Source organism: Mycobacterium sp. IS-2888 (assembly GCF_001954215.1).
GTDB lineage: Bacteria > Actinomycetota > Actinomycetes > Mycobacteriales > Mycobacteriaceae > Mycobacterium.
The window spans coordinates 59268-78002 of the sequence record NZ_MBET01000108.1; the positions used below are offsets into that span (position 1 = coordinate 59268).

At 68.3% G+C, this 18735-nt stretch carries 18 protein-coding genes and 1 pseudogene; 11 read left to right on the plus strand and 8 right to left on the minus strand.

All coding sequences use genetic code 11. The annotated features are described in order from the left end of the window. Nucleotide 1: 1 nt before the first annotated feature. Nucleotides 2-337: a WhiB family transcriptional regulator gene (locus A5745_RS22300; protein WP_076057692.1), complete on the minus strand. Its 336-nt coding sequence runs from the start codon at nt 335-337 to the stop codon at nt 2-4. Between the two features lie 376 nt (nt 338-713). On the opposite strand from A5745_RS22300, the gene cofD reads away from it, so the two are divergent. Genes cofD through A5745_RS22320 form a run of 4 tightly spaced genes read left to right on the plus strand, consistent with a single transcriptional unit; the run spans nt 714 to nt 5224 of the window. Further along, nucleotides 714-1727, plus strand: coding sequence for a 2-phospho-L-lactate transferase (cofD, locus tag A5745_RS22305; protein WP_076118967.1), 1014 nt, complete (start codon nt 714-716; stop codon nt 1725-1727). After that, a complete protein-coding gene (locus A5745_RS22310) occupies nt 1724-3088 on the plus strand; it encodes a coenzyme F420-0:L-glutamate ligase (protein WP_076118969.1) in 1365 nt (454 codons plus the stop codon). Before cofD ends, A5745_RS22310 begins: the two co-directional genes overlap by 4 nt. A 10-nt stretch (nt 3089-3098) precedes the next feature. Beyond that, nucleotides 3099-4688 (plus strand): class I SAM-dependent methyltransferase, encoded by a 1590-nt coding sequence (locus tag A5745_RS22315; RefSeq protein WP_076118971.1) that lies wholly within the window; start codon nt 3099-3101, stop codon nt 4686-4688. Next, nucleotides 4685-5224, plus strand: a complete 540-nt coding sequence (locus A5745_RS22320; protein ID WP_076119056.1) for an NUDIX hydrolase — start codon at nt 4685-4687, stop codon at nt 5222-5224. The genes A5745_RS22315 and A5745_RS22320 overlap by 4 nt, the downstream gene beginning before the upstream one ends. Nucleotides 5225-5260: 36 nt before the next feature. Here the strand turns inward: A5745_RS22320 and A5745_RS22325 are convergent, their stop codons facing one another. The 3 genes from A5745_RS22325 to A5745_RS22335 all read right to left on the minus strand — a co-directional run bounded on the left by A5745_RS22325 (nt 5261) and on the right by A5745_RS22335 (nt 6850). Then, nucleotides 5261-5626: a DUF732 domain-containing protein gene (locus A5745_RS22325; protein WP_076118973.1), complete on the minus strand. Its 366-nt coding sequence runs from the start codon at nt 5624-5626 to the stop codon at nt 5261-5263. Nucleotides 5627-5629: 3 nt separating this feature from the next. Beyond that, nucleotides 5630-6172, minus strand: a complete 543-nt coding sequence (locus A5745_RS22330; protein ID WP_139329747.1) for a cupin domain-containing protein — start codon at nt 6170-6172, stop codon at nt 5630-5632. Nucleotides 6173-6262: 90 nt separating this feature from the next. Further along, nucleotides 6263-6850 carry a carboxymuconolactone decarboxylase family protein gene (locus tag A5745_RS22335; RefSeq protein ID WP_076118977.1) on the minus strand — a complete coding sequence of 196 codons (588 nt, stop codon included), beginning with the start codon at nt 6848-6850 and terminating at the stop codon, nt 6263-6265. Nucleotides 6851-6998: 148 nt separating this feature from the next. On the opposite strand from A5745_RS22335, the gene A5745_RS22340 reads away from it, so the two are divergent. Together A5745_RS22340 and A5745_RS22345 are read left to right on the plus strand one after the other, a co-directional pair. Beyond that, entirely contained in the window at nt 6999-7643 is a 645-nt protein-coding gene (locus tag A5745_RS22340; RefSeq protein WP_076118979.1) for a TetR/AcrR family transcriptional regulator, read from the plus strand. Beyond that, nucleotides 7640-8380 (plus strand): dienelactone hydrolase family protein, encoded by a 741-nt coding sequence (locus A5745_RS22345; protein WP_076057684.1) that lies wholly within the window; start codon nt 7640-7642, stop codon nt 8378-8380. Before A5745_RS22340 ends, A5745_RS22345 begins: the two co-directional genes overlap by 4 nt. 71 nt (nt 8381-8451) lie before the next feature. On the opposite strand, the gene A5745_RS22350 is transcribed toward A5745_RS22345, so the two are convergent. The 3 genes and pseudogenes from A5745_RS22350 to rfbD all read right to left on the minus strand — a co-directional run bounded on the left by A5745_RS22350 (nt 8452) and on the right by rfbD (nt 11349). Further along, on the minus strand, nt 8452-9531 hold the full coding sequence (locus tag A5745_RS22350; RefSeq protein ID WP_076119057.1) for a sugar phosphate nucleotidyltransferase: 1080 nt from the start codon (nt 9529-9531) through the stop codon (nt 8452-8454). A 13-nt stretch (nt 9532-9544) separates the two neighbouring features. After that, nucleotides 9545-10444: a glycosyltransferase family 2 protein gene (locus A5745_RS22355; RefSeq protein ID WP_076118981.1), complete on the minus strand. Its 900-nt coding sequence runs from the start codon at nt 10442-10444 to the stop codon at nt 9545-9547. Continuing rightward, nucleotides 10437-11349, minus strand: a pseudogene (rfbD, locus tag A5745_RS22360) (dTDP-4-dehydrorhamnose reductase). The gene A5745_RS22355 and the pseudogene rfbD overlap by 8 nt, the downstream one beginning before the upstream one ends. Before the next feature lie 84 nt (nt 11350-11433). Between rfbD and A5745_RS22365 the strand changes: the two are divergent. The 5 genes from A5745_RS22365 (at nt 11434) to A5745_RS22385 (ending at nt 17494) form a co-directional block, all read left to right on the plus strand. Then, a complete protein-coding gene (locus tag A5745_RS22365; protein ID WP_371337079.1) occupies nt 11434-12906 on the plus strand; it encodes an LCP family protein in 1473 nt (490 codons plus the stop codon). A 40-nt stretch (nt 12907-12946) separates the two neighbouring features. Further along, nucleotides 12947-13645: a TIGR03089 family protein gene (locus A5745_RS22370; protein ID WP_371337083.1), complete on the plus strand. Its 699-nt coding sequence runs from the start codon at nt 12947-12949 to the stop codon at nt 13643-13645. Between the two features lie 83 nt (nt 13646-13728). Beyond that, nucleotides 13729-14004: a DUF1490 family protein gene (locus tag A5745_RS22375; RefSeq protein WP_076118986.1), complete on the plus strand. Its 276-nt coding sequence runs from the start codon at nt 13729-13731 to the stop codon at nt 14002-14004. A 58-nt stretch (nt 14005-14062) separates the two neighbouring features. Next, nucleotides 14063-16171, plus strand: a complete 2109-nt coding sequence (ctpC, locus tag A5745_RS22380; protein ID WP_139329751.1) for a manganese-exporting P-type ATPase CtpC — start codon at nt 14063-14065, stop codon at nt 16169-16171. A gap of 111 nt (nt 16172-16282) precedes the next feature. After that, complete coding sequence (locus A5745_RS22385; protein ID WP_076118991.1) at nt 16283-17494, plus strand: CoA transferase; 1212 nt, start codon at nt 16283-16285, stop codon at nt 17492-17494. A gap of 13 nt (nt 17495-17507) precedes the next feature. On the opposite strand, the gene A5745_RS22390 is transcribed toward A5745_RS22385, so the two are convergent. Next, nucleotides 17508-18677 (minus strand): acyl-CoA dehydrogenase, encoded by a 1170-nt coding sequence (locus tag A5745_RS22390; RefSeq protein ID WP_076057678.1) that lies wholly within the window; start codon nt 18675-18677, stop codon nt 17508-17510. Nucleotides 18678-18735: the final 58 nt, after the last annotated feature.

An 18735-nucleotide genomic window follows, 5' to 3' on the forward strand; every position in this document is an offset into this window, starting at 1 on the left:
GTCAGATGATGCCGCGCTTGAGGCGGCGGCGCTCGCGCTCGGACAGACCGCCCCAGATGCCGAAGCGTTCGTCATGCGCCAGGGCGTATTCCAGGCACTCATGGCGCACCTCGCAACCCAGGCAGATCTTCTTGGCCTCGCGGGTGGAACCACCCTTCTCGGGAAAGAAGGCCTCGGGATCGGTTTGCGCGCACAGCGCGCGGTCCTGCCATTGATCGGCGGTCGGCGGCAGGGGCTCGGGTTCGAATGCCACTGGGGCATCGGGAACCACGGTCAGGTGCGGACGCGCAATTGGCGCCGGCGTCGCACCAATGGTGGTGTGCGGTGTGCTTGCCATAACGCCCCGAAGGTGTTCATAAGACATGCGTCGTCCGCCTCCTCAGGTTGATTTTGGGAGAGTGATTTGATGCCACTTTTCTGATGTACAGACAATTCGAACAAGTGATCGAATCTCGGTCTGCGACACCGGAACCGGCCGGCCAACCGGGAAATGACACTGATGTGATTAGACACGGGTTGAGCTGCCCGGTCAAGCACTTCGGCGCATTTCCATATCATCTCGTGATCAAATTTCGGCGTTTCTGTTGTTATTGACACTCGGCGTGTCGGTCACAACTGTCCCAAGCTTCCCAATTGTTCTCGTCGAAATGGGCTTTTATGGCCCACTTGGTGGCCGGTATGCCGCGCGTGTCCGGCCGGTACTGTCGTGCGGTGTGAAGGTCACCGTGCTGGTCGGTGGGGTCGGTGGCGCCCGGTTTCTGCTTGGCGTCCAGCAGCTGCTCGGCCTGGGTCAGTTCGCGGCGCAACAGCGCCCCGATGCTGAAACCACCAGCCACGAGCTAACCGCGATCGTCAACATCGGCGATGACGCGTGGATCCATGGCTTACGTGTCTGCCCGGATTTGGACACCTGCATGTATACCTTAGGTGGAGGCGTCGATCCACAACGGGGTTGGGGTCACCGCGACGAAACCTGGCATGCCAAAGAGGAATTGGCGCGCTACGGCGTGCAGCCGGACTGGTTCGAACTCGGCGACCGCGATCTCGCCACCCACTTGGTGCGCACCCAGATGCTGCAGGCCGGCTACCCGCTGTCACAGATCACGGCCGCGCTGTGCGACCGCTGGCAACCCGGCGCACGACTGCTGCCGGCCACCGACGACCGTTGCGAGACACACGTGGTGATCACCGATCCGGCCGACGGCGACCGCCGCGCGATCCACTTCCAGGAGTGGTGGGTGCGCTATCGGGCGCAGGTGCCCACCCACAGCTTCGCCTTCGTCGGCGCCGAAAAGGCCAGCGCCGCAACCGAAGCCGTCGCGGCCATCGGCGACGCCGACGTCATCCTGCTGGCGCCGTCCAACCCGGTGGTCAGCGTCGGCGCCATCCTGGCCGTGCCGGGCATCCGCGGCGCGCTGCGGGGCGCCACCGCCCCGGTCGTCGGCTATTCGCCGATCATCGGCGGAAAGCCGTTGCGCGGCATGGCCGATGCGTGCCTTTCGGTGATCGGGGTCGAATCCACCGCGGAAGCGGTCGGCCGGCACTACGGGGCCCGGCGCGATACCGGCATACTGGATTGCTGGCTGGTGCACGAGGGCGACTTGGAAAACTTCAAAGCCGACATCGAGGGGGTCGCGGTGCGCTCGGTGCCGCTGTTGATGAGCGACCCGAAGGCGACGGCCGAAATGGTCGCCGCCGGGCTGGATCTTGCGGGCGTGACGGCGTGACCGACCGTTCAAAAGAGCATGGCACCGCCGCGGCGATCGAGATCCTGCCCGTGCCCGGGCTCCCCGAGTTCCGGCCCGGCGACGACCTTGCTGCCGCCGTCGCCGCCGCGGCGCCCTGGCTGCGCGACGGCGATGTCGCGGTGGTCACCAGCAAGGTGGTGTCCAAGTGCGAGGGCCGGCTGGTGCAGGCGCCGCGCGACGCCGAGGAGCGCGATCAGCTGCGGCGCAAGCTGGTCGACGACGAGGCGGTCCGGGTGCTCGCGCGCAAGGGCCGGACCCTGATCACCGAGAACCGGCTCGGGCTGGTGCAGGCCGCCGCGGGCGTGGACGGTTCCAACGTCGGCGGCGACGAGCTCGCGCTGCTGCCCGTCGACCCCGACGCCAGCGCCGCGGCGCTGCGTGCCGGCCTGCGCGAGCGGCTCGGCGTCGACGTCGCCGTGGTCATCACCGACACGATGGGCCGCGCCTGGCGCAACGGCCAGACCGACGCGGCCGTCGGCGCGGCGGGTCTGGCTGTGCTGCACGGCTATTCGGGGGCCGTCGACCGACACGGCAACGAACTGATCGTCACCGAGATCGCGATCGCCGACGAGATCGCGGCCGCCGCCGATCTGGTCAAGGGCAAAATGACCGCTGTGCCGGTGGCGGTGGTGCGCGGGCTGCCCAAGCGGGTCGTGTCCGACGACGGCACCACCGCCCGGCAGCTGCTGCGCCCCGGCGAGGAAGACCTGTTCTGGCTCGGCACCGCCGAAGCGATCGAGATGGGTCGTCGGCAGGCCCAACTGTTACGCCGATCGGTGCGCCGGTTCAGCGGCGAGCCGGTGCCGCCGGACCTGGTGGAGGCCGCGGTCGCCGAAGCCCTCACCGCGCCCGCCCCCCACCACACCAGGCCGGTGCGGTTCGTGTGGCTGCGCACCCCAGCCACCCGGGCCCGGCTGCTGGACCGGATGAAGGACAAGTGGCGCGCCGACCTCGCCGGCGACGGCCGGCCCGCGGACTCGATCGATCGCCGGGTGGCGCGCGGCCAGATCCTGTACGACGCACCCGAGGTCGTCATCCCGATGTTGGTCCCCGACGGCGCGCACAGCTATCCCGATACCGCCCGCACCGGCGCCGAGCACACGATGTTCACGGTCGCGGTCGGCGCGGCCGTGCAGGCGCTGTTGGTCGCATTGGCGGTGCGCGGCCTGGGCAGCTGCTGGATCGGCTCGACGATCTTCGCCGCCGACCTGGTCCGCGCCGAGCTCGAGCTGCCGCCCGATTGGGAGCCGTTGGGCGCCATCGCGATCGGCTACCCCGCGGAGCCGACCGGATTGCGAGACGCGGCGCCGGACGCCGGGGATCTGTTGATCCGCAAGTGATACTGGGCCGATGACGACGTTCGCGGGCAAGGCGGCGGCCTCGGCCGACAAGGTTCGCGGCGGCTACTACACCCCCGCCCCGGTGGCCCGGTTCCTGGCCCGCTGGGTGCGCGAAGCCGGCCCGCGCATCGTGGAACCCTCCTGCGGTGACGGCCGAATCCTGCGCGAGCTCGCCGCGCTCGGCGCCCGGGCACACGGCGTCGAACTCGTCGCCGGCGAGGCGGTCAAGGCGCGGCAGTTCGCGCCCGTCGACGCCGACAACCTGTTTACCTGGCTCGCCCACAGCGGGGCCGGCGACTGGGACGGGGTCGCGGGAAACCCGCCCTACATCCGCTTCGGCAACTGGGCATCCGATCAGCGGGAGCCGGCCCTGGAACTCATGCGGCGCGCGGGCCTGCGACCCAGCAGGCTGACCAACGCCTGGGTCCCCTTCGTCGTCGCCGCCACCGTTCTGGTGCGCGACGGCGGACGCGTGGGCCTGGTCCTTCCCGCCGAGTTGCTTCAGGTCGGCTACGCCGCGCAGTTACGCGACTTTCTGCTGAGCCGGTTCTGTCAGATCACGCTGCTGACCTTCGAGCGGTTGGTGTTCGACGGCGTCCTGCAGGAGGTCGTGTTGTTCTGCGGCACAGCCGGTTCCGGCCCCGCGCGGATACGCACGGTCCATCTCAGAGACGCCGAAGGGCTGGATGACGCCGAGCTCGACGTCGAGTCGGCGCCGGCGCTGCTGCACGAAGAGGAGAAGTGGACCAAATACTTTCTGGACCCCGCAGCGATCCGGCTGCTGCGCGCGCTCAAGGGATCCCACACCCTGAGCCGGCTCGGCGCTCTGGCCGACGTGGACGTCGGCATCGTGACGGGCCGCAACAGCTTCTTCACCTTCACCGATGCGCACGCCCGCGAACTCGCGCTGATGCCGCACTGCGTACCGCTCGTGTCGCGCAGCGCGCAGCTCTCCGGCCTGGTATACGACAACGATTGCCGCGCAAGCGATCTCGCGGCCGGACACCGCGCTTGGTTGCTCGACGCCCCCCGCGACCCGCGCGATCCCGCCCTTCTCGCGCACATCGCCGCGGGTGAGGCCGCCGCGGTCCACCGCGGCTACAAGTGCTCGATCCGCACGCCCTGGTGGCGCACGCCGTCGTTGTGGATTCCCGACCTTTTCATGCTGCGCCAGATCCACACGGCGCCACGGCTGACCGTCAACGCCGCCGCGGCGACGAGCACCGACACCGTGCATCGGGTCCGGCTCGCCGCAGACCCCCACTCCCAGATAGACGCGTGCGCGCTTGCCGCGGTGTTCCACAACAGCGCGACGTTCGCCTTCGCGGAGATCATGGGCCGCAGCTACGGCGGTGGAATTTTGGAGTTGGAGCCGCGGGAAGCCGAGCAGCTGCCCATCCCCCCGCCGGCGTATGCCAGCGCCGAACTCGCCTGCGACGTCGACCTTTTGCTGAAGGCCAACGAGACCGAGAAGGCGCTCGACCTGGTGGACCGTCAGGTCCTGATCGACGGGCTGGGTTGGTCGCCGGATGTGGTGGCGCAGTGCCGGTCGGCGTGGGCGGCGCTGCGCGCTCGCCGGACCAAGCGGGGCTCGCGGTGAGCGTTCGGGACTCCGCGATCTCGATTCTCTCCGACTGGGAGGCACCCGATCCGGCGCAGGATTCGTTGCGGCACGCCGTGCTGGCCTTCGTGCACGGCCACGCCGACGCCTGCCGCCGCGAGTGCGTGCCCGGACACGTCACCGCGTCGACGTTGGTCCTCGACGACAGCGGCACCCGGGTGCTGCTGACCCTGCACCCCCGCCTCGGCCGCTGGGTGCAACTCGGCGGGCACTGCGACGAGGACGACCCCGACGTCGTGGCCGCGGCGCTGCGCGAGGCCACCGAGGAGTCGGGCATCGCCGGCCTGCGCATCGCGCCCGAACTGGCCGCGGTGCATGTGCACCCGGTGGTGTGCTCGTTGGGCCTGCCGACGCGACACCTGGACCTGCAATTCGTCGCGCACGCGCCGCCCGGCGCACGGATCGCGATCAGCGACGAGTCGGACGACCTGCAGTGGTGGCCGGCCGACGCGTTGCCGGACGGTACCGACCACGCGCTGGCCTACCTCGTCGCCCAAGCGACTCGCCGAACGTGACTGCAGCGTCACGTTCGGCGTATGAAGCCGCGCCACTCAGGCGTCGGGACAGAGGTCGGATACTGCGAAGCGCAGTGCTGCTTGGGCCTGTTGAGGTGTGAGCCCCGCCTGGTCACCTGAGCGTGAGTCGGTGACCAGATGTTGAATCAACTGGGCCGGGGTTTCGCCGCTGTACAGCCGCCAACAGATTGCGTTGCCGAACCCAACCAGGTCGAAATTATGGCTGTCGCTTGGGTTGCCGATGCCGATGCCGTTGAGATCTCTCAGGAAATCGTCGGGCCCCTGCGCTTGAGCCGGGCTTGCGGAAACGATTCCGGCGCTACTCAGCCACGCCGCCGCCAGGCCTAACATCTTGCGCGCACGACCGATGCGCGATTTTTGCGCCGCCCTCATGAGTTTCATGCGTTATGCCGAGACGGCGTCCGTCATCGTGCCGACGAGTAGGCACGGTTCGGTAGAACGGTTGCTCCAGGCGTGGTTGACCCCACGGATGATCGCGGTGTCGCCCGGCCGCATAAGTACCTCGTCGATGTCTGTGATGAGGTAGATTTCGCCGCGTACGCAGGTGAGACAGTCCAGGGTATCGGTGCGGTGCATGGTGGGGTGACGGTCCAGGTCCGCCGCAGTGGGCAGGTGCTTTTGGCGCACTTGTTGATTCAGCTCGGTGAACTGGCGGCGACGCTCGCTGGCGTCGGGTTCATCGGGCCAGATTTCCAGCGCTCGGCAGATCAATCCGTTCGGAAAAGGTTCGCGTTGAGCGCCCAATCCGGGAGTCTGTGACCGGTCGCCCTCAATTGCGTTGTCGGCAGGGGTTTCCTGGGTCGCCCACAGTGTGGCTCGCCAGAAGAATCCGTCGCGGGCTTGCACGTTGGTCAGTCCTTGCTGCAGGACCGCCGAACGGCCGTCGGCGTTGGGGCCGATGACGAATCGGTTCACAGGAGCGGACATGGCGACATTCCTTTCATTTCGTTGCCAGTCCGAGCCGAATGGACATCGAGCAGTCTGGCTATGACGTAAATCCTTGCAGCCCTCGTCATTTCAGCGCTCGATCCCGGGCGCGTCGGCGGGGACGTCGTAAAACTTCAGCGTGAACGAGACCGCCGTGTACATACCCATGAGGACGGTGATGTCAGTGATGCGATCATGACCGAGAACGTCGACCGCCCGGTCGTACAGGCTCTGGGGGATGTAGCGGCCAGCGGCTAGGGCCGTGGCCAGCTCATAGACGGTCCGCTCCCGCTCATCCTCCAGCCGCGTCGGCCGTCCACAGAGCAAGGCATCGACAACCTCGGGCGAGATGGCCAGTTCGATCGCGACTCGGTTGTGCGCGTTGATCGGGAACGGTGCGTGCCACTTGCCGAGAATGACGCAGACGGCGATCTCCCGTTCGCGTTGCGTGAGCGAATGATTCGGTGGATGAAAATGGTCGGCCAGTGGCGCCACGGCCTTTGCGAGGTTCGTATTGTCCACCCAGATCTTCGCCGGCCCTTGTAGCTGGCCGCCCTCGGCCTTTGCGAGTACCCGATAGCCCTGCTGTTGCTCGGGAGTCATCTCGTCGTATGGCGTTTCGGTGTAGCGGCCAAACGTTGCGTGGGCGTGGTTGGCGTCCGTTCTGGATGTGGACATACGACCCTCCTGGTCGGCTGCTGAGCATCGGGTATACGGTTGCCGTCCTCGCCGAACCTCAAACAACTACGATCGTTTCTGCTTAGTGTTCAGAGTAAAGGCATCTACCGTGTAGCGCAACCGAACGTTTCCGTTTATGATCGGTTGCATGCCCCGCCTTACAGCGCAGACCCGCGCACAACGCCGCCAGCACATCCTCACTAGCGCTTGGAGGTGCTTTTCGCGGGACGGGTTCCACGTCACCTCCATGGACCAGGTGGTCGCCGAGACCGGGATGTCATCGAGTGCGGTGTACCGGTATTTCCGGAGCAAAGAAGAGCTGATCCACGCCAGCGCCGAGGAAGGCGTGGCCAAGGTGCGCGGCATCTTCCTCGCGCTGCTCGATACCGACCCCTGCCCCACCCCCGCTGAAACGGTGACCCAGTTGGTGGCCGAACTTCACAGTCGCACAGACAATCAGGAATACGACCTGACCCGCATCGCTTTGCAGACGTGGGCGGAAGCGCTGCGCGATCCCGTCCTACAGAAACGGGCTCGCAGGCTCTATCTCGACACCCTTGACCACATTGCCCAACTCGCCGCCCGCTGGCGCGACGATGGATACATCCCAGCCGACTCGGACACCAGAGCCGTTGCCGCGACGGTGCTTTCGCTCATGCACGGCCTGATTGTCATGCACCACCTGGTCGTCGACATATCAGAAGATGCCCTACGTAGTGGAGTTGCCCTGCTCGGTGCCGCCGTCGATCTCAACCTGCCGCTCGCGACTCCACCTAAGGAGGCCCGACCATGACCGACGTCGACCTCAGTGATCTGGCCCGCGCCCACGACGGATCCGCGCCGCTGCGTGGCTACCTGTCGACCCCATCCGGGTCGGGTCCGTGGCCCGGTGTCGTGATGATCCACGAAATCTTCGGCCTCGACGACGTTATGCTTCGCCACGCCGACAAGCTGGCCGGTTTCGGCTATCTCACCCTGGCCGTCGACTTGTTCAGCGCGGGCAGCACCCCACGATGCCTGGCCGCCACGATGACCGCCATGCTCCGCGGCCGCGGCCGCGCGTTCGCCGACATCGCGGCCGGCCGCCGATACCTGGCGGACTCCCCCGACTGCACCGGCAAGATCGGCACCGTCGGCTTCTGCATGGGAGGCGGCTTCGCGCTGCTGACTGCTTCTGACGGCTATGACGCGGCCGCCGTCAATTACGGCCAGCTACCGCGCAACCTTGACACCGTCGTGGCCCACGCGTGCCCGATCGTCGCCAGCTACGGAGGCCGCGACCCATCACTTCGCGGTGCCGCGCGCCGCCTCGACTCGGCGCTCGCCAACGCGGGAATCCCGCGCGACATCGAGGAATATCCGAACGCCAGCCACGCATTCCTCAACGACGCCGAAGCCGGACCCCGGCCGCTTCGACCGCTCTTACGCGTCGCCGGCATCGGTCCAGAACCGACCTCGGCTAAAGACGCCTGGCGACGAATCGAGCTCTTCTTCGCCACTCACCTACAGGGATCGCCACATCATCAGTAGGCGCCGATCGTGCGGCCAGCCGCACATTCGATGCCCAGCGTGACTGCAGCGTCACGTTCGACGCGAAAGACCTAGACGTCGGACGAGTAGCGAATACCGCCGTCGGGAATGGAGATGCCCGGCCACACCCGGGCGCCGCGCAGCAACTCGCAGCGCGCGCCAATGTCGGCGCCGTCGCCGATCACGCCGTCGCGGATCAGGGCCCGCGGACCGACGCGAACACCGAAGCCGAGGATCGAGCGCTCGATCACGCTGCCCGCCTCGACCTTGACGCCGTCGAAGATCACCGCGCCGTCCAGCCGCACACCCGGGCCGATCTCGGCGCCGCGGCCGACGACGGTGCCGCCGATCAACAGCGCGCCGGGCGACACCGCCGCGCCGTCGTGCACCAGCTGCTCGCCGCGGTGGCCGTGCAGCGCCGGCGACGGGGCGATGCCGCGCACCAGATCCGACGATCCGCGCACGAAGTCTTCCGGTGTGCCCATGTCGCGCCAGTACGTGGCGTCGACGTAGCCGCACACCTTGACGTCCGGGTCGGCCAGCAGCGAGGGGAACACCTCGCGTTCGACCGAGACTTCGCGACCGCGCGGAATCCGGTCGATGATGTGGCGTTCGAACACATAGGTGCCCGCGCTGATCTGATCGGTCGGCGGATCCTCCGACTTCTCGACGAAAGCGACGACCCGGTTCCGCTCGTCGGTGGTCACACAGCCGTAGGCCCGCGGGTCGCTCACCCGCACCAGGTGCAGGCTGACGTCTGCGGAGTTGGTCCGGTGGAAATCCAGCAGCTGGCCCAGGTCGGCGCCGGAGAGCACGTCGCCGTTGAACACCATCACGGTGTCGTGCCGCAGCTGGCCGGCGATGTTGGCGATCGCGCCGCCGGTGCCCAGCGGGCGCTCCTCGGTCACGTAGTCGATCTGCAGGCCCAGCTTGGAACCGTCGCCGAACTCGGCCTCGAACACCGCGGCCTGATACGACGTGCCCAGGATGACGTGCTCGATGCCCGCCGCGGCGATCCGCGACAACAGATGCGTGAGGAACGGCACGCCGGCGGTCGGCAGCATCGGCTTGGGCGCCGACAGGGTCAGCGGCCGCAGCCGGGTGCCCTTGCCGCCGACCAGCACCACCGCGTCGATTTGATCGCCGATCAACGGGTTAGCCAACTCAGTGCCGCCCTTCTGCCAGTCTTCGCCTGCTGCGCCGTGAATTGCGCACCATCAGACGAGAACGAACCGCGAGCGATCCGCGCAATGTCCAGCGCAGGGGCGCCCGCAACCAACCCGAGTGCCGGTCGGCGAGAAAAAGGTACGTGCTCTTGTGATGGGCCGCCAGGTTACTTGCCGGGTCGCGACCGGTGGAGTGGCCCTTGTGGTGCAGGACCTCCGCCGACGGCACGTAGACGGATTGCCAACCCGCTTTGCCGAGCCGGTCGCCGAGATCGACGTCCTCCATGTACATGTAGTAGCGCTCGTCGAAGCCGCCGACGTGGTTGAAGGCCGACCGCCGCACGAGCAGGCACGATCCCGACAGCCAGCCCACCGGCCGTTCGCTGGGCTCGAGCCGATCCTGCCGGTAGGCCGCCGTCCACGGGTTGCGCTTCCAAAACGGCCCGACGACGGCGTGCATGCCGCCGCGGATCAGGCTGGGCAGATGCCGCGCCGACGGATAAACGGAGCCGTCCGGATCCCGGACGAGCGGACCCAGCGCGCCCGCGCGCGGCCAGCGGGTAGCGGCGTCCAGCAGCGCGTCGATGCTGCCCGGGCCCCACTGCACGTCGGGGTTGGCCACGATGACCCAGTCGTCGACCCAGGGTTCGCCCACCTCGTCAAGGTGCGCGACGGCGCGATTCACCGCGGTTCCGTACCCGAGGTTGGCGCCGGTGCTGAACAGCCGCACGTTCGAATAGCGCTCGACGGCCGCCTGTGGCGCTCCGTCGGTGGAGCCGTTGTCTGCCATGAGCACGCTGACCGGGCGCTCGGTGGCCAACGACAACGAGGCCAGGAACCGCTCCAGGTGCGGGCCCGGCGAGTAGGTCACCGTCACGACCGGCAGGACGTCAGTCACGCGTAGAGCGTATCGGTCGATCCCTGGCCGGAGGCCGCCAGCGCCGCGACAAGCGCTGCACGCCAGTGCCTTAGCGGCCGCAGGCCCGCCGCCGCCGACTGCCGGCTCGACAGGGCCGAATAACTCGGCCGCGGCGCGGGCCGTGGAAAGTGTGCGCTGCTGACCGGCCGCACCCGGGCCGGATCGGCGCCGCATTCCTCGAAGACCGCGCGGGCAAGCTCGAATCGCGAGACCGCGCCCTCGTTGGCGGCGTGCAGGACGGGCCCGGGCACGCGGTCGTCGGCGACCTGCAGCAGCGCGTCGGCCAGGTCGCCGACGTACGTGGGCGAGCCGACCTGGTCCTCGACCACGTCGACGGGACCGTCCCCGGCGGCCAGCCGGCGCATGACGGCGACGAAGTCCCGGCCCGTGCCGCCGGTGTACACCCAGGCGGTGCGCACCACGACCGCATCGGGCAGGGCCGCCAGGGCGGCGCGTTCCCCGGCGAGCTTGGTGCGGGCGTACACGCCCTGCGGCGCGGTGTCGTCGCCGGGTTCGAAGGGGCGGGGCGCGGCGGCGCCCTCAGGACCGAGGTCGGCGTTGAACACGAAATCGGTGGAGACGTGGATGAGCCGCGCGCCGGCGCGGGCACAGGCCCGGGCGATGTGTTCCGGGCCGGTGACGTTGACCGCGTGCGCGGCCGCCTCGGCGCTCTCGGCGCCGTCCACATCGGTGTACGCCGCGCAGTTCAGCACGACGTCGCCTTGCTGCACGATCCGCTCGGCCGCGACCGGGTCGGTGATGTCCCACTCCGACGAGCTCAGCGCCGCCACGTCGCGGCCCTGGGCGGCGGCCCGGGCCGCCAAGCAGCTGCCGAGCTGCCCACCGGCACCGCTGATGACTAGCCTTCCTGACCCGCCCGACATGCCACGAGTCTGGCATGCGCCGAGAAGCGTGGGCCACGCCGCGGCCGGCTACCCGAGAAGCGGGTGTGTCACAAGTAACCTAATGTGATGCCTGTGCAACGTGTGGTTCGTGCGGTTGCCACTACCCTGGCCGTCCTGGTCGTCATCGGCACGGGGGTCGCCTGGAACAACGTTCGATCCTTCGAAGACGGCATCTTCCACATGTCGGCTCCCTCGTTGGGTAAGGGCGGCGACGACGGCGCGATCGACATCCTGTTGGTCGGCATGGACAGCCGCACCGACGCCCACGGCAACCCGTTGTCGGCCGAGGAACTGGAAGCGCTGCGGGCCGGCGACGAGGAAGCCACCAACACCGACACCATCATCCTGGTCCGGATACCGAATAACGGGAAGTCGGCCACCGCGATCTCGATTCCGCGGGACTCCTACGTCGCCGCCCCCGGACTGGGCAAGACGAAGATCAACGGCGTCTACGGCCAGACCCGGGAGGCCAAGCGGGTCAGCCTCGTCAAGGCCGGCGCGTCGGCCGCCGAAGCCGCGGCGCAGGGCACCGAGGCCGGCCGCGATGCCCTGATCAAGACCGTCGCTGACCTCACCGGGGTCACCGTCGACCACTACGCCGAGATCGGGCTGCTCGGGTTCGCGTTGATCACCGACGCGCTCGGCGGCGTCGACGTCTGCCTCAAAGAGCCTGTGTTCGAACCACTCTCGGGCGCGGACTTTCCCGCCGGCCAGCAAAAGCTCGACGGGCCACAGGCGCTCAGCTTCGTCCGCCAGCGCCACGAGCTGCCGCGCGGCGACCTCGACCGCGTGGTGCGCCAGCAGGTGGTGATGGCCTCGCTGGCCCACAAGATCATCTCGAGCAAGACGCTGTCCAGCCCGGCCACGGTGAAGCGCCTGCAGGCCGCCGTCCAGCGCTCCGTGGTGATCTCCTCTGGTTGGGACGTCATGGATTTCGTCCAGCAGATGCAGAAGCTGGCCGGCGGCAACGTCGCGTTCGCCACCATCCCGGTCCTCGACGGCGCAGGCTGGAGTGACGACGGCACCCAAAGCGTGGTGCGGGTGGACGCGCACCAGGTCGCCGACTGGGTGGCCGGGCTGCTGAACGATCAGGCTCAGGGCAAGACCGAGGAGCTCGCCTACACGCCCGCCAAGACCACTGCCAGCGTCGTCAACGACACCGACATCAACGGACTGGCCGCGGCCGTGGCAGATGTCTTGAGCTCCAAGGGCTTTGCCACCGGAACCGTGGGCAATAACGACGGTGGGCATGTGCAGGGCAGCCAGGTGCGGGCCGCCAAGACCGACGATCTGGGTGCGCAGGAGGTGTCCAAGGAACTCGGCGGATTGCCGGTCGTCCCGGATACCTCGCTGGCACCCGGAGCGGTCAAGGTGGTGCTGGCCAACGACTACACCGGCCCGGGCTCCGGGCTGTCCGGCAGCGGAACGATCATGCCGGCCAAACTGTCCGACCAAGCGGCCGCCACCAACCCCAATGTCCCGGCGCCCTCGCCGATCCTCACCGCCGGCTCGGACAAGCCGGAGTGCATAAACTGACCAACCGGTGCATGAATCGACGCTGACAACGCTTTCTGGGATGATCCTGGATCCGATGTTGCGGGCCGACCCCGTCGGTCCGCGCATCACGTACTACGACGACGGCTCCGGCGAGCGCATCGAGCTGTCCGCGGTGACGCTGGCGAACTGGGCCGCCAAGACCGGCAACCTGCTGCGCGACGAGCTCGGCGCCGGCCCGGCCAGCCGGATCGCGATCCTGCTGCCGGCCCACTGGCAGACGGCGGCGGTCTTGTTCGGGGTGTGGTGGATCGGCGCCGAGGCCGTGATCGCCTCGGGCGAACCGGGTGACCTGGCGCTGTGCACCGCCGACCGGCTGGAGGAGGCCGACTCGGTGATCGAGCCCGGCGGTGAGGTGGCGGTGCTGTCGCTGGATCCGTTCGGCCGCCCGGCGCCCGACCTGCCGATCGGTGTTACCGACTATGCGACCGCGGTGCGGGTACACGGCGACCAAATAGTTCCTGAGCGCCATCCCGGTCCCGCGCTGGCCGGCCGAACGGCCGAAGAAATTCTGGCCGACTGTGAGAATTCCGCGGCGGCAAGGGGTTTGACGTCTAAGGATCGCGTGCTGTCCAGCGCGTCGTGGTCCGCGCCCGCCGAGTTGGTCGACGGCCTGCTGGCCATCATGGCCGTGGGCGGGTCGTTGGTGCAGGTGGCCAATCCCGATCGCTCGACTCTGCAGCGCCGAATCGAGACGGAAAAGATAACCCGCGTCCTCTGACCCGATTCATATTGATATCGCAATATTTCAATGTTACGGTCGGGAAAGCAGCAGCTGACGCCGTGGCGACAGGGAGGTAGGCAATGGCGGGGTTCGGGCTATTGGCAAAAGCGGCCGGGACGGTGTTCACCGGCCTGGTCGGCGTGACGGCCTACGAGGTGGTGCGCAAGGCCGTGGCCAAGGCGCCGCTGCACGAGACCGCGGTGTCGGCGGCCGAGCTGGGATTACGCGGAACGCGCAAGGCCGAGGAAGCCGCCGAGTCGGCCCGCCTCAAGCTCGCCGACGTCATGGCCGAAGCCCGCGAGCGCGTCGGCGAGGAGGCGCCCACCCCGTCCATCAGTGACGTCCACGAGCACTGATCGCTTGATCCAAGCCAACGACCCTGCCCTGGCGGTGATTTCGGACGCGGCCGGACGCATGCGGGTTTCGGTCGGGTGGGTCCGCGGCAACTCACGCCGCGCCGTCGCGGTCGAAGAGGCCGTCGCCAAAGAGAACGGCGTGCGCACCGTGCACGCCTACCCGCGCACCGGATCCGTCGTCGTCTGGTACTCGCCCCGGCGCTGCGAGCGCCCCGCGATATTGGCCGCGATCAGCGGCGCCGAACACGTTGCCGCCGAACTGATCCCGGCCCGGGCACCGCATTCGTCGGAAATCCGCAACGCCGACGTGCTGCGCATGGTCATCGGCGGCGCTGCGCTGGCGCTGCTCGGCGTGCGCCGCTACGTCTTCGCCCGGCCGCCGCTGCTGGGCCCGAGCGGCCGGGTGGTCGCCACCGGCGTCACCGTCTTCACCGGCTACCCGTTCCTGCGCGGCGCGTTGCGCTCGCTGCGTTCCGGTAGGGCCGGCACCGACGCGCTGGTGTCCGCGGCGACCGTGGCCAGCCTGATCCTGCGCGAGAACGTGGTCGCGCTGACCGTGCTGTGGTTGCTCAATATCGGTGAGTACCTTCAGGATCTGACGCTGCGCCGGACCCGGCGGGCCATCTCCGACCTGCTGCGCGGCAGCCAGGAAACGGCCTGGATCCGGCTCACCGAGGGCCCGCGCGCGGGCACCGAGATACAGGTGCCGATCGACAGCGTGGAGATCGGCGACGACGTGGTGGTCCACGACCACGTCGCGATACCCGTAGACGGGGAGGTGGTCGACGGCGAGGCGGTCGTCGACCAATCCGCGATCACCGGGGAAACCCTGCCGGTCAGCGTCGTGGTGGGTTCGCGCGTGCACGCCGGTTCGGTCGTGGTGCGCGGACGCCTCGTGGTGCGCGCGGAGGCCGTCGGCAACCAAACCACCATCGGCCGCATCATCGCCCGCGTCGAGGAGGCGCAGCACGACCGGGCGCCCATCCAGACGGTCGGCGAAAACTTCTCTCGCCGTTTCGTTCCCACCTCGTTCGTCGTTTCGGCGATCACCCTGGCGATCACCGGTGACGTGCGCCGGGCGATGACCATGCTGCTGATCGCGTGCCCGTGCGCGGTCGGCCTGGCCACCCCGACCGCCATCAGCGCCGCGATCGGCAACGGCGCGCGCCGCGGCATCCTCATCAAGGGCGGCTCTCACCTGGAGCAGGCCGGCCGGATCGACGCGATCGTCTTCGACAAGACCGGGACCCTGACCGTGGGGCGCCCGGTCGTGACGAATATCGTTGCGATGCATAAGGATTGGCAGCCCGAGCAGGTCCTGGCGTATGCGGCCAGCTCGGAGATTCACTCGCGGCACCCGCTAGCCGAAGCGGTGATCCGCTCGACCGAGGAACGCCACATCACCATCCCGCCGCACGAGGAGTGCGAGGTGCTGGTGGGCCTGGGCATGCGGACCTGGGCCGACGGCCGGACCCTGCTGCTGGGCAGCCCCAGCCTGCTGCGGGCCGAAAAGGTGAAGGTGTCGAGAAAGGCCTCGGAGTGGGTCGACAAACTGCGAAACGAGGCGGAGACCCCGCTGCTGCTCGCGGTGGACGGCACCCTGGTGGGGTTGATCAGCCTGCGCGACGAGGTGCGACCCGAGGCGGCCGCGGTGCTGAAGGAGTTGCGGGCCAACGGGATTCGCCGCATCGTCATGCTCACCGGGGACCATCCCGACATCGCCCGGGTCGTCGCCGCCGAGCTCGGGATCGACGAGTGGCGCGCCGAAGTGATGCCGGAGGACAAGCTCGAGGTGGTGCGCGAACTGCAGGGCGAGGGTTACGTCGTCGGGATGGTCGGCGACGGCATCAACGACGCCCCGGCGCTGGCCGCCGCCGACATCGGAATCGCCATGGGACTGGCCGGCACCGACGTCGCCGTCGAAACCGCCGACGTGGCCCTGGCCAACGACGACCTGCATCGGCTGCTCGACGTGGGAGACCTGGGTTCCCGGGCCGTCGACGTGATCCGCGAGAACTACAGCATGTCCATCGCCGTCAACGCCGCCGGGCTGGTCATCGGCGCGGGCGGGGCGCTCTCCCCCGTGCTCGCCGCGATCCTGCACAACGCGTCGTCGGTTGCGGTAGTGGCCAATAGCTCCCGTCTCATCCGGTATCGCCTCGACTAAGCGACTGCACAGCCACGGTCGGGCCCCGAGGGCCGTCTCGTTATTGTGTCTAATCATGGCGCGGACCGACACCGACACCTGGGTTCGCCGGAACTACGACTAGGGGCCGACATGCCAAGCAGCGAGCCGAACAGCAAGCCCGCGAAGCCCCTCGACGGATTCCGGGTGCTCGATTTCACCCAGAACGTGGCCGGGCCGTTGGCCGGGCAGGTGCTGGCCGACCTGGGTGCGGAGGTCATCAAAATCGAGGCGCCCGGCGGTGAGGCCGCCCGCCAGATCACCGCGGTCCTTCCCGGGCGCCCGCCGCTGGCCACATATTTCCTGCCGAACAACCGCGGCAAGAAGTCGGTGACGGCGGACCTGACCGACGACGACGTCAAGCAGCAGGTACTGCGGCTCGCCGACACCGCCGACGTCGTGCTGGAGGGCTTTCGCCCCGGCGTCATGGAACGAATGGGGTTGGGGCCCACCGACTTGCAGTCGCGCAATCCCAGACTCATCTATGCCCGCCTGAGCGCTTTCGGCGGCAACGGGCCGCACGGCACACGCCCGGGCGTCGACCTGATGGTCGCGGCCGAGGCCGGCATGACCACCGGGATGCCCACGCCCACGGGTAAACCGCAGATCATCCCGTTCCAGCTCGTCGACAACGCCAGCGGTCACGTGCTGGCCGAGGCGGTGCTGGCCGCGCTGCTCAACCGCGAACGTCACGGGGTGGCCGACGTGGTCCGGGTCGCGATGTACGACGTTGCGGTGGGGCTGCAGGCCAACCAGCTCACGATGCACCTGAACAAACCCAGCGAGCCGGCCAAACCGAAGCCAGAAACCAAGCCAGATGCCAAGAAGCGCAAGGGAGTTGGTTTCGCCACGCAGCCCTCGGACGCCTTCCGGGCATCCGACGGGTATCTCGTCCTGTCCGCCTATGTGCCCAAGCATTGGGCCAAGCTGTGCGAGATCATCGGCCGCCCCGACCTGCTCGACGACGAGCGATTCGTCGACCAGCGCGCGCGGGCGCTGAACTACCCGGAGCTGACCGAGGAACTCGAGTCGGCACTGGCCGCCAAGACCGCCGCGGAATGGGTCGAGCTGCTGCACGAGGGCGGCCTGATGGCCTGCCTCGCCTACACCTGGAAGCAGGTCGTCGACACCCCGCTGTTCGCCGAGAACGACCTGGCCCTGCGCGTCGGCAGCGGCGACGAGGCCATCACGGTGATCCGCACCCCGGCGCGCTACTCCAGCTTCGACGCCGTGAACACCGATCCCCCGCCCGCCGCGGGGGCGCACAACGACCGGTATCTCAGGGCACCGGAGGCGGCGAAGTAGGCGCGGCGCGGGATCAGCGCAGCAGCGCCCGCGACATCACTACCCGTTGAATCTGGTTGGTGCCCTCGTAGATCTGGGTGATCTTGGCGTCGCGCATCATCCGCTCGACCGGGAAGTCGGTGGTGTATCCGGCGCCGCCGAACAGCTGCACCGCCGCCTCGGTCACGTCCATGGCGGTGTCGGAGGCGAAGCACTTTGCGGCCGCGGAGATGAATCCGAGATTCGGTTCACCGCGTTCGGCCCGGGCGGCGGCGCTGTACACCATCAGCCGGGCCGCTTCGACTTTCATCGCCATGTCGGCCAGCTCGAACTGCACGCCCTGGAACTCGGAGATCGACTTGCCGAACTGCTTGCGGTCCTTGGTGTACGCGACGGCGGCGTCCAGCGCGCCCTGCGCGAGGCCCACGGCCTGCGCCCCGACGGTGGGGCGGGTGTGGTCGAGAGTCTGCAGCGCGGTTTTGAACCCGGTGCCGGGTTCGCCGATGATCCGATCGCCCGGGATGCGGCAGTTCTCGAAATACAACTCGGTGGTGGGCGAACCCTTGATGCCCATCTTCTTTTCCTTCGGGCCGACGCTGAACCCCTCGTCGTCCTTGTGCACCATGAACGCCGATATCCCGTTGGCGCCCCGGTCCGGATCGGTCACCGCCATCACCGTGTACCAGGTCGACTTGCCGCCGTTGGTGATCCAGCACTTGGTGCCGTTGAGAATCCAGTGATCCCCGTCGGCCTTGGCCCGGGTCCGCATGGACGCCGCGTCACTGCCGGCTTCGCGCTCGCTCAAGGCGTAGGAGGCCATCGCCCCCTCGGTGGCCAGGGACGGCAGCACCTGCTTCTTCAGCTCCTCGGAACCCTGCAGGATCAGGCCCATGGTGCCCAGTTTGTTGACGGCGGGAATCAGCGAGGCGGACCCGTCGACGCGCGCGACTTCTTCGATCACGATGCACGCCGCGACCGAGTCCGCGCCCTGACCGCCGTACTCCTCGGGGATGTGGACGGCGTTGAAACCGGACGCGTTCAGCGCGTCGAGGGCCTCCTGCGGAAATCGCGAATTCTCGTCTACATCGGAGGCGTGCGGAGCGATCTCCTTTTCCGCCAGCGCTCGAATCGCCGCCCGCAGCTCCTGGTGCTCCTCGGGCAATTGGAACAGGTCGAATGTGGGGTCTCCGGCCCACTGAGCCATCTTGGCCTCCTTGCACTCCGCCAAATTTGCCCGGCTGTCCCACGGGCCACTACCCAGC